The following is a 15,656-nucleotide window of genomic DNA, read 5'->3' on the forward strand; positions in this document are numbered from 1 at the left end:
CGGCGCTTACATAACAATTATGTTATCTAAAGATGCGCTCATTTTATTGGATCGTTATAAAAACTTCCCACAAAATGGCCATCGATCGCAGCCAGCCATACAGACCGCGATAACCCGCCGACGATCGTATAAAAACGAGGAGACACCCATTATGAAGCCCGCATTCCCCCTGGATCATCAACGCCGCCGGTTGCTGGCAGGCGCAGCCTGTGCTGGCGTGGCCGGCCTGCTGGCTCCACTGTCAGCTCGCGCCGCCAGCTATCCTTCCCGGCCCATCACGTTCATCTGTCCGTGGCCCGTCGGCGGCACAGCGGATCAATCGATGCGCGCGCTCTGTCAGGTGGCCTCCAGCAAACTGGGCCTCTCCATCGTCGTCGAGAACCGTGCAGGCGCCTCAGGCATGATCGGCACCGCAGCCCTGGCGCAGGCCCAACCCGACGGCTACACCATCGGCCAAATCCCGATCTCGGTCACCCGGTTTTCGCAATTGGGCATGCTGCAATTGGATCCGCGCAACGACTTGACCTATCTGGCACGCACGTCCGGCCAGACGTTTGGCATCGCGGTACTGGCCAGCTCGCCCTTTAAATCCCTGCAAGACGTCGTCGCTTACGCCAAAGCCAACCCCGGCCGCGTCACCTACGGACATGCAGGCGTCGGCGGCGCGACCCACGTCGGTATGGAACAGTTCGCCATGGCTGCCGGTGTGCAATTCAATCCCATCGCCTACAAAGGCGGCTCGGCAGCGCTGCAAGATCTACTCGGCGGCCAGGTCGACCTGCTCGCGGACTCCAGTTCCTGGGCTCCCCATGTCGAGTCGGGAAAACTACGCCTGCTGGCGACATGGGGCGCCGAGCGCACACCGCGCTTTAACCAGACACCCACGTTGAAAGAGCTCGGTTACGATGTCGTCGTAGAAGCACCCAACGGTGTCGGCGCCCCCAGAGGACTACCGGCCGACGTCGAAAGCAAGCTCCGTGACGCCTTTCGCGCTGCTGTCGAGAGCGACACGTTCAAGCAGGTTGCCAGCCGCATCGATGCCCCCGTCATGTATCTGGACGGCCCCGACTACAAAGCCTACGTGGCAGAGGTCTATCAACAGGAAACCGCATTGATAGACAGCCTGAAACTCAAAGCCTTGCTGCAAAAGGGTTGATGCCGCAGTGAATAACCTTCCTCTGATACGGTTGCACGCCAACGACAATGTCTTGATCGCCAAGCAGACGCTGGCATTAGGCTTGACCATTGGCGAGTTGGGACTGCGCCTGCGCGCGCAGGTCCCCGGCGGGCACAAAATCGCAGCGAGCCGCATCCCGGCAGGCGCGCCGGTACGCAAATACGACACCATCATCGGCGTCGCCGCGCGCGATATCGAAGCCGGCGAACATGTGCACACCCATAATCTGGCACTGGTCGATTTCGACCGCGACCCCGCCTTCTGCCAAGACGTGCGTCCCGTCACGCTTTTTCCCGATCACGAGCGCGCGACATTTCAGGGTTACCTGCGCCCGGACGGCCGGGTGGGCACGCGCAATTTCATCGGCATTATTGCCTCGGTCAATTGTTCCGCTACCGTCATCAACCATATCGCCAATCACTTCACTGCCGAACGCCTGGCCGCCTTTCCGAACGTCGACGGCGTGGCGGCGTTTGCGCAAACCAGCGGCTGCGGCATGTCGTCGCCCAGCGAACACTTTGACGTACTGAGACGCACACTGGCCGGCTATGCCCGCCATCCGAACCTCGCTGGCGTGCTCATCGTCGGACTCGGCTGCGAGCGCAACCAGGTCGCCTCTCTCGTGGAATCGCAGAACCTCGCATCGGACTCACGGCTGCGCACACTCGTCATGCAGGACAGCGGCGGCACGCGCGCCACGATCGCCGCCGGCATTCGCGCCATCGAGGAAATGCTGCCCGCCGCCAATGCCGCACAACGCCAGACAGTGCCGGCGAGCCACCTCAAAATCGGGCTCGAATGCGGCGGCTCCGATGGATTCTCTGCCATTACGGCCAACCCCGCGTTAGGTGCCGCCATGGATATCCTGGTACGCCACGGCGGCACCGCGATTCTGTCGGAAACGCCCGAAATCCATGGCGTCGAATACATGTTGACCCGCCGTGCCGTCACGCCCGAAGTCGGCCAGAAACTCCTCGACCGCCTCGCCTGGTGGGAAAAATACACCGCCGGCCATAACGCCCAATTCAATGGCGTGGTCGGCCACGGCAACCAACAAGGCGGCTTGGCCAATATCTTTGAAAAATCGCTGGGCTCTGCCATGAAGGGCGGGACAACGCCGCTGCAAGCGGTCTACGAATATGCGGAACCCATCGACAAACCAGGATTCGTATTTATGGATTCACCGGGCTACGATCCTGTAGCAGTCACCGGCCAAATCGCCAGCGGCGCGAATATGATCTGCTTCACCACGGGCCGCGGTTCCATGTTCGGCTCCAAACCTGCTCCCACGCTGAAACTCGCCAGCAACACCGCCATGTATTCGCGGCTGCAAGACGACATGGACATCAACTGCGGAGTCGTACTCGACGGTGAACTGGACATTGACGCCATGGGACAGAGGATCTTCGAGCGCATTCTGAGCGCAGCCTCTGGCGAACGCACCAAGAGCGAAATGCTCGGCCTGGGCAGCTACGAATTCGTTCCGTGGCACTTAGGTATTGTGAGTTGAGCCGATACTCTGAGACCATAACGGCCCCGTTTCCTTTTTTCGCAACATAGGCGCTTTCACATGTCGGCTGACAACTCCTTTAAATCCGCCTTGACAGCAGGTCAGGCACAAATCGGACTATGGCTTTCCATGGCGGATCCCTATCTGGCCGAGGTCTCAGCCACAGCAGGGTTTGACTGGTTGTTGATCGATGGAGAACACGCCCCCAACGATTTGCGCAGCATCCTGGCGGCACTGCAATCCATCGCCCCTTATCGCTCGCAACCCGTCGTACGCGTCGTGGCGGGAGAAACCGCGCTCATCAAACAAGTGCTGGACATAGGCGCCAAGAGCATTCTGGTGCCTATGGTAGACACCGCCGAACAAGCGAAAGCCGTCGTCTCGGCAACCCGCTATCCCCCCGAGGGCGTACGCGGTGTCGGCAGCGCCGTTGCGCGCGCGTCGCGCTGGGCGCAGCGCAGCGACTATCTGGATGTCGCCGACGATGAGATCTGCCTGCTCGTCCAGGCTGAAACCGTCACGGCGCTCAACAACCTGGAAAGCATCTGCGCAGTACCTGGCGTAGACGGCGTATTTATCGGTCCGGCGGATCTGGCAGCGTCCATGGGCTTTCGCGGGCACCCTGAAAACCCCACCGTACAGGCGGCCATCGAGAACGCCATGAAAACCATCATCGCCAGCGGCAAGGCAGCAGGCACATTGACATCGGACCCGGCATTGGCGCGACGCTACCTGGAACTGGGATGCACCTTTGTCGCCACAGGTGTCGACGTCCTGGTCTATGCGGGCGCCGCCCGTCGATTAGCCGCGCAGTTCCAGGGGTCAACCGGCGCTTCTGCTGCAGCGCCGGTCTCGTCATCCGCGGCCTATTGAGCTTGACGTTTCGGGCAGTCGCCCCGAAACGTTTTAGCTGCCCGCTCAGGCAATCGCACCGCGCATCCTTGCACCAATCGCGGCACAAGGATGCAAATATATCTATCCGCCTACGCCACACATCCCGTCCGGCGCCTGTCACGGCGCAGATACATCGCTTACGCAAACTTGCAAGTACTTCGGCGGCTCCAGGGGTGTTCAACGCCGATTGTCACGGCCGGCATACACTCCGTCACGAATATGCGCATTCGTCACGATTAAGTGATTTCCAAACGATTACAGAATCGAACGCAGCCCCTTGCTCTATGCCTAAATAGGCGCGTCTGTGCATTACCAGCACGACGTTAAAGGAGCTACCATCATGAGAACCCTCGCCATATTGTTCATCGCCGCCACCACGTTGGCAGGATGCATTGTGGTCCCGCATCACCACAGAGGCGGGCACGATCACTATCGTGGCGGTCGGGGCTATTATTCTCAACCGGGGCCCCCACCGCATTACTACTACTCCGGCCCTCGCTACTATAGATACTGATTTTCCCCACGGGAGATCATCATGAATACATTAAAACGACTCTCCGCTGGCGCCTTGATTTCGGGCTCACTGCTCGCCGCGCTGGCTGCACCACTACCGGCCGCGGCGGCCGATGTCTCGATCAGCATCGGCGTCAACGCTTGGGACGCGCCGCCACCGCCGTTGCCCGTCTACGATCAGCCGATGATTCCCGGTCCCGGGTATATCTGGACGCCGGGCTATTGGGCGATTAATCATGGCGGGTATTACTGGGTGCCCGGCGCCTGGATCATGCCGCCTTTCATCGGCGCACTCTGGACGCCGGGGTATTGGGCTTTTGTCGGCAACGTCTATCGCTGGCACCCGGGCTATTGGGGCCGCCAGGTAGGCTATTACGGCGGGATCAATTATGGCTTTGGCTATATCGGCTCGGGATACCACGGCGGCTATTGGAAGAGCAATCGCTTCTACTACAACCGCGAGGTCAATCATATCGACGTGCATCGCGTCACGAATGTCTACAACCGCAAGGTCGTGGTCAACAACGTAGACAACCGCCGTATCAGTTACCACGGCGGCAAGGACGGTATTCAACGTGGCCCCACCGACAGGGAACGGCAAATCGACCGTGAACATCGTCGCACCGTCGAGGCGCGCGAACGCCAGAATCAGCGACGCGATGACGATCGCGATCATTCACAACGCGGTGATCAACGTCCGGGACAACCAGGACGAGGCGACAACGATCACCGTCCGAACGGACAACCTGACCGTCGCGATTTCCAGCAGAAGCAGAATGCCAATCGTGGCGACGATGGACGGCATGCTCAAGAGCAACGTCAGCAGCAAGATCGCCAACAACGGCAGGATGAACAGCGCCAGCAACAAGCTCGTCAACAGCAACAGCGAGAGCAACGCGAGCAACAAGATCGCCAGCAGCGGCAGGAAGAACAACGCCAGCAGCAGGATCGTCAACAACGGCAAAACGAACAGCGCCAGCAGCAAGCTCGTCAGCAGCAACAGCGAGAGCAACGCGAGCAACAAGACCGTCAACAGCGGCAAAACGAACAACGCCAACAGCAAGCTCGTCAGCAGCAACAAGAGCAACGTCAGCAGCAGGCGCGTCAACAGCAACAAGAGCAACGTCAGCAGCAGGCGCGTCAACAGCAACAAGAGCAACGCCAGGAGCAAGCCCGTCGGCAGCAACAAGAGCAACGCCAGCAACAGGCGCGTCAACAGCAACAAGCTCAACGCCAGGAGCAAGCCCGTCAGCAACAACAAGCGCAACGTCAGCACCAATCTCGCCAACAACAGGAGCGCCGAGGTGGCGGCGGCGGCGGTGGCGACCACGGAGGCGGTCGAGGCAACCGGGATTAGGACACCCGACTGACCTCAATTCCGAGGTAGCCTCATGGCACATGCTTTCAACGGACGACAGGCCCCGACACCATACCGCCGGGCCTGTCGTCAATCAATCTGAATATCCGCGTCCTGGATCAGCTTGGTCCATTTCTCTGTATCTCTACGCACGATATCGGTCAGTTCTTGCGGACTGCTTGACACAAACTCAACACCTTGCGGATCGAATTTCTCGTTGAGCTCCGGGTTTTTCAAGGTTTCCACCACGGCTTGATTGAGCTTTTCCACGATCTCGGGCGGGGTGCCCACCTTGGCAAACAAACCATACCAAGTGGTGTATTCCATCCCGGGCAAGGTCGCTGAAATCACCGGCAGTTTGGCCGTATCGGTGCCGGAACTTGGCGCACTCATCGCCAATGCCCGCACAGAGCCCTGGTCAATCATGGGTTTCAACGACGGCATGCTGCTGAACAGCGCCTGGACCTGCCCTGACGCCAGATCCGTCACCACCTGCGATGTTCCGCGATACGGCACGTGTACCACATCCACCTTGGCGAGGCTCTTGAACAGCTCCATGCCCAGATGCGCAACACCGCCTACCCCAGCGGAACCAAAGTTGACTTGACCGGGGTGCGCTTTGGCGTAGTCAATCAACTCTTGCGTGGTGCGCACGGGCAATTTTGACGTCACAACCAACACGTGCGGGCTTTGCGTCAACAAGCTGATCGGCGCCAACAACTCCAGGACTTTTTTATCCTGCATCACCTTCGAAGGCACCGTCATGTTGCCCGATGCAGGCATCAATAAGGTGTAGCCGTCAGCGGGCTGACCCAGCACTTGGTTCAATGCCGGCACACCATGACCCCCGCCCAGATTGACCACCACGACGGGCTGTCCCAGTTCCTTGCCCAGCAGCATGGCGAACTCGCGGCCCACCATATCTGCCGGGCCGCCCGCGGCGAACGGTATCACCATGCGTATCGGACGTTCGGGATACTCGGCCATCGCTTGGCCTAACGGCAACAGACCCAACATCAGCGCTGCCGCGCCGAGGATTTTTCTTGTCAGCATCATGCTCCTCCTGAGTTTTCTTGCTGTAGATTTTTACGACTAAAAAAGCTATCTGCTGCAGCTTTGCGCAGCTGTCTCTCGTACTGCACGTGCTCGGCAGCGATGCTCTGCTGCTCATTCCACGAAAGCGGGCACCACAGCAGGGAAAATGCTCTGATAGGCTTCGCCATACAGCGTGCCGACGCTCTTGGCCCGCCGCCCCGCCTGAGCCCCGCGCTGCAGCGCCACTCGCTCGTAGTAGGTCCACAGATTGCGCTGCGTCGGCATCGCTTGCATGGCCTGCCATTTCTGTTCCCAGACCGCGGTAATTTCCAACAGCAGATTGGGCTTGAACCCGCACAATTCGGATTGATGCGGTTCAAAACACAGAACCTGAGGCGGCACGACATGGTCGGCCCCATGGCCAGGCGCCATTGCTTGCATGCGGGCACGCAGCACCATTTCATAAGTACGGCAGTGATCCAGATTCGAGGGATCGTGCTCCGGGTGAGTCAGCACCACCGCGGGCCTGGTCGCGCGCATGGTTTGCGAAATCCTCTGCACCGACTCCGGCGACTCCGGCAAGGGATAATCGCCCAGATCATAAAAATCCAATGACGCAACACCCAGTATCTCGGCTGCCGCCTCTGCTTCGGCCCGCCGCAATTGCTTGACAGCATCGCGCTCCACTGGCGCCGCCCCTTGCCAAGCGGCGTTGGATTCGCCGTTTTCGCCATAACTCAGACAGATCAAATGCACAGGCACACCTCGCTGCGCATGCAGAGCCATGGCACCGCCGCAACGCCACACGAAATCCCCGACATGGGCAGTCACGACCAACATTGAGTTCGACATTTCTGTCTCCGCGATTTGTATGAATAATGCCGCTATTGTATTTTTGTACAACTCCGTTGTACTCTATACAACGACATAGGTCACACATAGGAAAAAAGCTGATGAGCAATGATGGCGTTACCGCCGTCGAGCGGGCATTAAGCGTGCTGGACTGCTTCAAACCCGGTGCAGAGCACCTTTCCCTGGCGGATTTTTCCGCACGGATGAGCCTGCACAAAACCACGATTTTTCGCCTGTTGAATTCGCTGGTGCGGTGTGGCTATGTCGTGCGCGAGATCGACGGCCGCTACAGCCTGGGACCGCGTGTTTTGTACCTGGCGCGGGTGTATGAACGCGGTTTCGACCTGGATGCCGTCGTCATGCCCGTACTGGAACTGCTATCTGCAGAAACGGGCGAAAGCGCAGCCTATTACGTAGAGTCCGGAGAGCCCGGGCACCGCCTGTGCCTGTTTCGCCATCAACCCCACGAAGGCCTGCACAGCCAAGTCCTGGCTGGTACAGTCATGCCTCCTGACCTATCGTCTACCGGCCGGGTCTTTGCCATATGGGCACAAGGCAAATACCCGAATAACGAACGGCTGCCGCTCTATTCGCGGGGCGCGCGAGATCCCTATACCTCGTCGTGGTCGACACCCATCGTTGGAGACGATGATAGATTCGTCGGCGCGCTCACCATTGCAGGCCCTACTGCTCGCTTGGACCACGTCGACAAAGCCCATTTCGAAAGCCTGATTCTGGGTCATGCACAAGAGCTGTCAAAACGTTTGGGTGCTTCCGCAGAAATACTAGACGCGCTCTATAAGTGACGCTAAATCCGACGAACCCGGCACCACCTCACACGCAGTCAGCATCGTCCGTTATAGCGTTTTTGTCATCTTCATCGCCAATACGCGCATTACTTTCTGATGTACATTCGCGAAGCACAATTCCCGGGGCATGAGTATTCGCGCTTGCCCTTGCAATAAGCGTGCGGAAACAAAGTAATTATGTAATTGGAGATGTTGGTATGGCTGTTTCAGTACAGGAAAGCCGGTCTGCCCGGTTCGCCATGCGTTGTGCCAGTTGGGCAGAACGCTGGTTCCCCGATTCCTGGGTATTCGCCACGGTTGCCGTGTTGATCGTCGTCGTAGCCGCGTTGGCGATGGGTGCGCCCGCTGCCGCTGCGGCCAAGGCATTCGGGGATGGATTCTGGAGCCTGATTCCGTTCACCATGCAGATGGCGTTTGTGGTGATCGGGGGCTACGTGGTGGCCAGTTCCAAACCCGCCTCGCGTTTGATCGACGTTCTGGCGAGAGTGCCCCATAACGGCCGCTCTGCCGTTGCATGGGTCGCTTTTATCTCCATGCTGGCCTCGCTGCTGAACTGGGGATTGAGTCTGGTATTCGGCGGGCTGCTGGTCAAAGCGCTGGCTCGCCGCACGGACATCAAAATGGACTACCGCGCCGCCGGCGCCGCCGCCTATCTGGGCTTGGGTGCGGTGTGGGCGCTGGGCCTGTCGTCATCGGCAGCACAATTGCAGGCCAACCCGGCCAGCCTGCCGCCGTCGATACTGGCCATCACCGGCGTGATCCCTTTTACCGAAACTATTTTCCTGTGGCAGTCGGGCGTCATGCTCCTGGCGCTGGTGATCGTTTCCATCATTGTGTCGTACATGACAGCACCCGGCGACCACAGCGCCAAAGACGCCGAAGCCTGCGGTATCGACCCGGTCGTGGTGGTGCCCGAGTTGCCCAAGCGCACGCGTCCGGGCGAATGGCTCGAATACAGCCCATTCCTGATCCTCGTTCTAGTGGCCCTCGCGGGCGGTTGGCTTTGGCACGAATTCGCGACCAAGCCCGCCATCCTGGCCATCTCGGGGCTGAACACCTACAACCTGCTATTCCTGATGGCAGGCGCCCTGCTGCATTGGCGGCCGCGTAGTTTTCTGGATGCCGTGGCCCGCGCCGTGCCCACCACCACCGGCGTGCTGATCCAGTTCCCGTTGTACGGTTCGATCGCTGCGATCATGACGACCGTTCAGGGCGCCGACGGATCCACCTTGGCCCATCACATCTCGGATTTCTTTGTACGGATTGCCTCGCACGATACCTATGCGCTACTCATGGGTGTGTATTCGGCAGTACTGGGCTTTTTCATTCCGTCAGGCGGCGGAAAGTGGATTATCGAAGCCCCGTATGTGATGCAAGTCGCCAATGATTTGCAGTATCACCTGGGCTGGGCAGTACAGATCTATAACGCGGCGGAGGCCCTGCCTAATCTGATCAACCCGTTCTACATGCTGCCGCTGCTGGGCGTGCTGGGGCTGAAGGCACGGGACCTGATCGGCTTCACGTTCGTGCAGTTGCTGGTACACATCCCGCTGGTGCTTGGCCTGCTATGGTTACTCGGCGCCACGCTGAGTTATTTCCCTCCGATACAGCCCTGAGCAATTCACAGCGAACAAACAGCCTGCACAAAAACGGCCACTGCATTGCAGGGGCCGACTCGGGCTTGTTGGATACGTTCGGGATTACCTCGGCACACGCTCGCGCCTATGCACGGCGCAGCGCTGCCGACACTACCACACTGGACTCTAGGCCCTGCGCTGTGCTCGAGAGCCTTCGTCTAGCGCCAGGGCGCCGCACATAGCCGTAAACGCGCCAACAGCACCGGACACACAAACGCGAGTGCCTACGCCCTCGTCCGGGTTGACGAGATGCACATCGGTAATGATCGGAAAGACCCAACCGAAAGCCGCTCCCGCTACCATCATTTTGGGCTGGAACGACTCCAATACTTCCGACGCCGCGCTATAGGCCACAGCGGTCGCCGCCGAGCCTACGACCATCACTCCCAAAAGCTTTCTATCCACACCGCTGCGTCCGTCTGATGTCCAGGGGCCAGAACCGCTCACACCTGAAATCTCACGTAAAGAGAGTTCACGCATAATTTCTCCAAATTTGCGAGTCAAGGAAAGTTGAACCTCAGAACATCTGAACGATACCCAGACGCCAAGCGTCTGGCGCAAACCGAGGCACAATCCGGAGACGCCAGCGTAGCGGACTGGTTTATCGAAAGCAGGAATGCGCGCCTTTCTTAAAAAAATAGGACATAGCGTCGCGTACCCCTCGCGTTTTTCCGCCGTGGCTTGTCGTGAGGCTACAGGCGATCCCCACACGCGGGTACGCCAAAACCCCCGAGCGCCAGACATCAGGCTGGCGCTCGGGGGTTGCCTTCATCGATATGGTGGGCTTGTCAGCGCATGGGTTGCGACCGGCCCATCACGCTGGCTTATTTGCCGGCGCGTTCGATCAGCGCCTTCAGTTGCGCTTTTTCGTCGGCTGTCAGGTTGGTCAACGGCGCACGAACCGGGCCCGGCTTGTGGCCGATCAATTCAACACCGGCCTTGATGATCGACACGGCATAACCCTTTTGGCGATCGCGCAGTTGGGCGAACGGGAAGAAGAAATCATCCAGGATCTTGGCCATGGTCGCAGTGTCGTTGGCATTCAAGGCGTTGTAGAAACGCAGAGCCAACTCGGGCACAAAGTTGAACACGGCCGACGAGTAGGTGCTCAGGCCCAGGCCGTTGAAGCCCTGGGCGAACAATTCGTGCGTCGGCATGCCGCCGATGTAAGACAGGCGATCGCCCAGCTTGGCTGTGATGTGGCGAACCAGATCGGTCTTGCCGGTGCCGTCTTTGAAACCCACCAGGTTGGGGCAAGCGTCGGCCAGACGAGCCACCGTATCAGCTGTTGCCACCGAGTTGGCACGGTTGTAAATGATGACGCCTAGGCTGGTCGAATCGCACACGGCCTTGACGTGCTGGTAGATCCCTTCTTGGGGTGCTTCCATCAGGTAGTGAGGCAGCAGCAGCAGGCCGTCGGCGCCGGCGTCTTCGGCACGGCGGGCGATGTCCTTGGCGATGGCCGTGCCATAGCCGCAACCGGAAATAATGGGGACATTGCCTGCAACCGACTTGGCGGCGCGGGTGACCTCGCCGATTTCCTCGGGAGTCAGCGAGAACATTTCACCGGTGCCGCCCGCAGCAAACAGCGCAGCAGCGTCATAGCCCGAAAGCCAGCCCACGTGTTCCTGGTAGCTGTCCAGGTTCAAGCTGAAATCGTCTTTGAAGTGGGTAACGGGAAACGACAACAGTCCGGAGGCGATGCGGGTCTTGAGTTCTTGCGGTGTCATGTGATCCTCACTAGGTCATAATATGAATCTGGAGCAAATCATATTATGAATCTTGAAAACAAGTCAATCCACTTCGATGGGTGTGGGGTTGGCACTACGCCGGGTCAACAAGCGGTAGCGCTGGATCCCGATCAGCAGGTGCCTGCGCATGGCGTCCCGCGCCCGGTCGACGTCGCTGGCAAAAATCGCATCTGCGATTTCTTCGTGTTCGGCCAATATCGTATGGTCCCGGCTGGGCAGCGGGTCGACGCCGCCCATTACCGTACGCAGCTTGACACGCGGGATCATGCGGCGCCCGATGTGCTCCAGAAAGGTCTTGAATCGGCTGTTATTCGTGGCCGCTGCAATCGCCATATGAAAGCGAAAATCCGATTCATCGGTCGATTTTCCCTCGGCGATCAACTGCGCAAACTGATCCAATTCAGCCTGTATGGCCGCCTCTTGTGCTGGCGAACTACGGGCAGCTGCCAGACCGGCCGCCTCCACCTCGATGCCGATACGCAGTTCCAGTTCCTCGATGATGTCCGAGATCTTGTCGCTGGCGTGCGAAAACAGGGTCAGCGTTTCATCCGACTGCTGCGGTCCCAGCACAAACACGCCTGCGCCCTGGCGGGACTCCAGCAAACCGTCGGCGCGCAGGGTCGCCACGGCCTCGCGGATCACTGTCCGGCTAAAGCCGAATTTTTCCACCAGGACCTGCTCAGTCGGCAGTTTGTCACCCGGCGCGTAAACACCGCCTTCGATCTGGGCACGCAGCTGGTCCGCGACCTGAGACGAAAGCGTCTTTTTTTTCGTCGGAGCGGGGGGGCTGGCTTTCAAGGTTTTCTCCTGCAATACGGCGTCGTAAGCTCTCATATTACTGGGAAAACGATGTCATATGACAAATTCCTCATCACCCCGATGTACGAATTTTAGTCAACTAAAAACGTCATCAGACGGACGAAGTGGCTCCCGCACTACCCTCCTCCCCCGCTATCCCCTTCCATAACCAGCGCCGGCCACCCGCCTGAACGGCGGGTGGCCATACACCGAAGTCACTGCTGCGCCCGCGCACTCCCTGCCAACTGATCGAATTGCCGATCCAGATCCGCCAGGGAATTCTTGATGTGATCGCGACGCGCCTGTATCCACGCTGCCTGCGCAGTCAGGCGCTCATTCGCCTCTTTCAGCATCCGCTGCATTTCCGCAGGCTGCGGGCCGCCCGAGGTCTGACGGTTTTTCACAATCGCCACCGGGTCCAGCGTCGAGCGAAACTCGGCTTCGCTCATCTGCAACTCGGCGGGATATTCTGTGCCCTTCACCGCCTCAGCGTAAATCCGGCGCGCCTGTTCATAGGGGAAATCCAGAGGCTTGATGTTATTGGTCTTGGCATAGTCCACCACCTCTGAGGCGAAGTGATGCCCGACCCGGAATGGCAGCTTGTACTTACGCATCAGCACATCAGCCAGTTCCTGGGACGCAGTCCAATCGCTGTTGAGTTCTTCCAACGCCCGCTCCGGACTCACCACCAGGGCTTTCAAGACACGATCCCAGCGCTTTAACACGACGATGGCACTATCGACCATGGCGGCATTCTGCTTGTCGTCTTTCGGGTCGCTCATCCCCGGTGTGATGTTATGCGTCTGCCAGACCGGCCCCATCGCCAACGTCACCGCGGTCGAGGCGTCACTACGCGTGCTGTTCAACAAACCGGGATTGCGTTTCTGCGGCATCGCACTGGATACATAGGTATTGCCGCCGCCCTCCTGCAACAGAATCCAGGGCCGAGGTTGCGCATACTGCGTCATCACGTCCTCGATAAAGTTGCCTGTATGCAAGGCAATACTGGTCACAATAGCGCCCACCTCGACCGGCTGATCCATCGCTGATATCTGCGCCGCATCGTAGGCGTTGTCCACCACCGCTTCAAAGCCCAGGTACTGGGCCATGCGTTTGCGATCCAACGGCCAGCTCGTGCCATTGAGCACTGTCGTGCCCATAGGCGACCGGTCAATCCGCGCATAGGCCTCGCGAATACGCTGCGCATCACGATCCAGGCCCGCGGCATGGCCCAGCAAATAATGGCCGTAGCTATTGGGCTGGGCCGCCACGCCGTTCGTATAGTTGGGCACGACAGTATCGGCGTGTTTAGCCGCCAGATTGACCAGCGTCGTCGAGGTGGCATTCAACTGATCGGCCAGCTCCAGCAGTTTGTCGCGCAGAATCGCACTGCGGTAGGTTGCGTGCATATCCTGGCTGGATCGCCCGGCATGTAATAGCGTGATGTCCTGCCCTGCCGCCTTGATCAAGAGCGGCTCAAACGTAATTACGGTGGAGGGCCGTTTTGCGCCGGGTTGATTCCCGTCGTTGATGACCTTGGCGACACCTGCGGCCAGGCGAGCGCCCATGGCTTTGTCCAACAGCCCCTCGTCGGTATTGATCACCGCTGTCGCTTTGTTGATTTCTCCCAGCCAGAAAAAGGGATCGCGCGCAGGCACAGCAGCGGCCGCTTTGTTGGCGGCGCTAGCATCGGCTTTGGCGGGCGCAGGCTGCTGTGCCCAGGCATCGGCACTGGTCAACGAAATGATAAACGCAACACTCAGGATGGCGGGTGTATGTCTCATGGCATTCTCGTTATGGGTGGGATATCCGGCCGAATGGGGCGGGCCACCAGTGTACCGACTGTGAAGCAAATGTGGATTTCTCGCCTGAAACGTGGCTTTTCCGATTTCATGGTGCAAAATTTCGCTTTATGCCTCTGTTCCCGCGCCCGACTATGAAACTCGGCATCACGTCCAAGTTGTTTCTGGCAGTCCTCGCCTCGTGCGCGATCGTGCTGCTGATCAACAACTTCGCCTCACGCATCAGTTTCCAGCGCGGCTTTCTGGGCTATCTGAACGAACAAGGCGAAAGCCGCATGTTGTCGGTCATACCGCGCATCGCACAAGCCTATCAAGCCCATGGCAGCTGGGACTTTCTGCGCACCGACGATCTGCAGCCCTGGTTTGAATTCATGCGCCCAGATCCCCTTCCGGATCAGCCCCGGCTCGCGCCTCCAGTGTCCGATCAAACGGGCGCCATCCTGCGTTTTGCGCTATTGGATCGCGATTATTCATTCATCGTTGGCCACCCCGACGCCAATCGCAACTCCATTCTGCGTCCGATCAACGTGAACGGAAATACCGTGGGATGGATGGCGCTCGTGCCCTTTCAACAAGCCGTTTCCGCAGGCGATGTACGCTTCTACGAGTCACAGCTGCAGATGTGGTGGCTGATCGGGCTATTCTCCGTATTGACGGCTGCGTTACTCGCCTGGTTGCTGTCCAGAGCATTGCTGCAACGCGTGCACGGTCTGGCCGCAGCCACGCACCGTCTGGCCGCAGGCGATTACACCACCCGCGTACGGCGTATGGCCAAAGATGAGCTGGGTGGCCTGGCACGCAACTTCAATCAATTGGCCAATACCCTGGAACATACCGAACAGGCACGGCGTCATTTCATGGCGGATATCTCACATGAATTACGTACGCCGCTGGCCGTCATGCGTGCCGAAGTCGAGGCGATACAGGACGGCATCCGGCCCATGACGCCGGCCTCGCTGCTACCATTGGAACAGCAGATCCAGCAACTGGGCAAACTCGTCAATGATCTGCATGACCTGTCGCTCACGGATATCGGCGCATTGACGTATCGCCGTGTTCCCCTGTCGCTGGCCACTTTGCTGGAGGCCACGTTGCTATCCATGCAAAGCAGGTTCGAAGGAGCAGGCCTGACATTACGGTGGCACATTGCGCCTGATCTGGAGCGGATCGAGGGCGATGAGCGCCGGCTGCAACAACTGTTTGGCAATCTGCTCGAGAACGCCCTGCGCTACACGGATGCCGGCGGCGTCGTCGAAGTGCAGTGCACGTCACAGGATGGCCAGATCGAAGTCGTCTTTCAAGACAGCGCGCCCGGCGTCGATGCCGACAAACTCCCACGCCTGTTCGAGCGCTTTTATCGGGTAGACGCCTCGCGCAACCGTGCCAGCGGCGGCAGCGGCCTGGGCCTGGCCATTTGCCGCAATATCGTCCAGGCACACGAGGGCAGCATCGAGGCATCCGCCTCGCCGCTGGGCGGGCTGCGCATCACCATTCACATCCCGACATTGGCTTGATCGCTAC

General features: G+C 59.2%; 13 protein-coding genes. 7 read left to right on the plus strand and 6 right to left on the minus strand.

The genetic code is table 11. The features are described from left to right. Positions 1 to 151: 151 nt before the first annotated feature. From CAL20_RS19375 to CAL20_RS25670, 4 genes are all read left to right on the plus strand, one after another. A complete protein-coding gene (locus CAL20_RS19375) occupies positions 152 to 1,156 on the plus strand; it encodes a tripartite tricarboxylate transporter substrate binding protein (protein ID WP_094838689.1) in 1,005 nt (334 codons plus the stop codon). A 7-nt stretch (positions 1,157 to 1,163) separates the two neighbouring features. Further along, positions 1,164 to 2,687, plus strand: a complete 1,524-nt coding sequence (locus tag CAL20_RS19380; protein WP_094838690.1) for a UxaA family hydrolase — start codon at positions 1,164 to 1,166, stop codon at positions 2,685 to 2,687. A gap of 60 nt (positions 2,688 to 2,747) precedes the next feature. Then, entirely contained in the window at positions 2,748 to 3,560 is an 813-nt protein-coding gene (hpaI, locus tag CAL20_RS19385) for a 4-hydroxy-2-oxoheptanedioate aldolase (RefSeq protein ID WP_094822650.1), read from the plus strand. 556 nt (positions 3,561 to 4,116) lie between these two features. Beyond that, complete coding sequence (locus CAL20_RS25670) at positions 4,117 to 5,451, plus strand: YXWGXW repeat-containing protein (protein WP_179266704.1); 1,335 nt, start codon at positions 4,117 to 4,119, stop codon at positions 5,449 to 5,451. A 90-nt stretch (positions 5,452 to 5,541) separates the two neighbouring features. Here CAL20_RS25670 and CAL20_RS19400 read toward each other — a convergent pair whose 3' ends face one another. Together CAL20_RS19400 and CAL20_RS19405 are read right to left on the minus strand one after the other, a co-directional pair. Then, a complete protein-coding gene (locus tag CAL20_RS19400; RefSeq protein ID WP_094838691.1) occupies positions 5,542 to 6,504 on the minus strand; it encodes a Bug family tripartite tricarboxylate transporter substrate binding protein in 963 nt (320 codons plus the stop codon). 114 nt (positions 6,505 to 6,618) lie between these two features. Then, positions 6,619 to 7,338 (minus strand): PIG-L deacetylase family protein, encoded by a 720-nt coding sequence (locus tag CAL20_RS19405; RefSeq protein ID WP_094822652.1) that lies wholly within the window; start codon positions 7,336 to 7,338, stop codon positions 6,619 to 6,621. 101 nt (positions 7,339 to 7,439) lie between these two features. Between CAL20_RS19405 and CAL20_RS19410 the strand changes: the two genes are divergently transcribed. Together CAL20_RS19410 and CAL20_RS19415 are read left to right on the plus strand one after the other, a co-directional pair. Then, positions 7,440 to 8,144: an IclR family transcriptional regulator gene (locus tag CAL20_RS19410; RefSeq protein WP_094822653.1), complete on the plus strand. Its 705-nt coding sequence runs from the start codon at positions 7,440 to 7,442 to the stop codon at positions 8,142 to 8,144. A 200-nt stretch (positions 8,145 to 8,344) separates the two neighbouring features. Continuing rightward, complete coding sequence (locus tag CAL20_RS19415) at positions 8,345 to 9,763, plus strand: short-chain fatty acid transporter (protein WP_094838692.1); 1,419 nt, start codon at positions 8,345 to 8,347, stop codon at positions 9,761 to 9,763. Between the two features lie 147 nt (positions 9,764 to 9,910). Here the strand turns inward: CAL20_RS19415 and CAL20_RS19420 are convergent, their stop codons facing one another. From CAL20_RS19420 to CAL20_RS19435, 4 genes are all read right to left on the minus strand, one after another. Then, entirely contained in the window at positions 9,911 to 10,264 is a 354-nt protein-coding gene (locus CAL20_RS19420) for a hypothetical protein (RefSeq protein WP_094838693.1), read from the minus strand. 344 nt (positions 10,265 to 10,608) lie between these two features. Next, on the minus strand, positions 10,609 to 11,514 hold the full coding sequence (kdgD, locus tag CAL20_RS19425) for a 5-dehydro-4-deoxyglucarate dehydratase (RefSeq protein WP_094822656.1): 906 nt from the start codon (positions 11,512 to 11,514) through the stop codon (positions 10,609 to 10,611). Between the two features lie 63 nt (positions 11,515 to 11,577). Then, positions 11,578 to 12,333: a FadR/GntR family transcriptional regulator gene (locus CAL20_RS19430; protein WP_094822729.1), complete on the minus strand. Its 756-nt coding sequence runs from the start codon at positions 12,331 to 12,333 to the stop codon at positions 11,578 to 11,580. A 215-nt stretch (positions 12,334 to 12,548) separates the two neighbouring features. Next, on the minus strand, positions 12,549 to 14,117 hold the full coding sequence (locus CAL20_RS19435) for an argininosuccinate lyase (RefSeq protein WP_094822657.1): 1,569 nt from the start codon (positions 14,115 to 14,117) through the stop codon (positions 12,549 to 12,551). Between the two features lie 152 nt (positions 14,118 to 14,269). Between CAL20_RS19435 and baeS the strand changes: the two genes are divergently transcribed. Further along, positions 14,270 to 15,649, plus strand: a complete 1,380-nt coding sequence (gene baeS / locus CAL20_RS19440) for a sensor histidine kinase efflux regulator BaeS (RefSeq protein WP_094822658.1) — start codon at positions 14,270 to 14,272, stop codon at positions 15,647 to 15,649. The last annotated feature ends 7 nt before the right edge of the window (positions 15,650 to 15,656 follow it).

Source organism: Bordetella genomosp. 4 (genome assembly GCF_002261185.1).
GTDB lineage: Bacteria > Pseudomonadota > Gammaproteobacteria > Burkholderiales > Burkholderiaceae_B > Bordetella_A.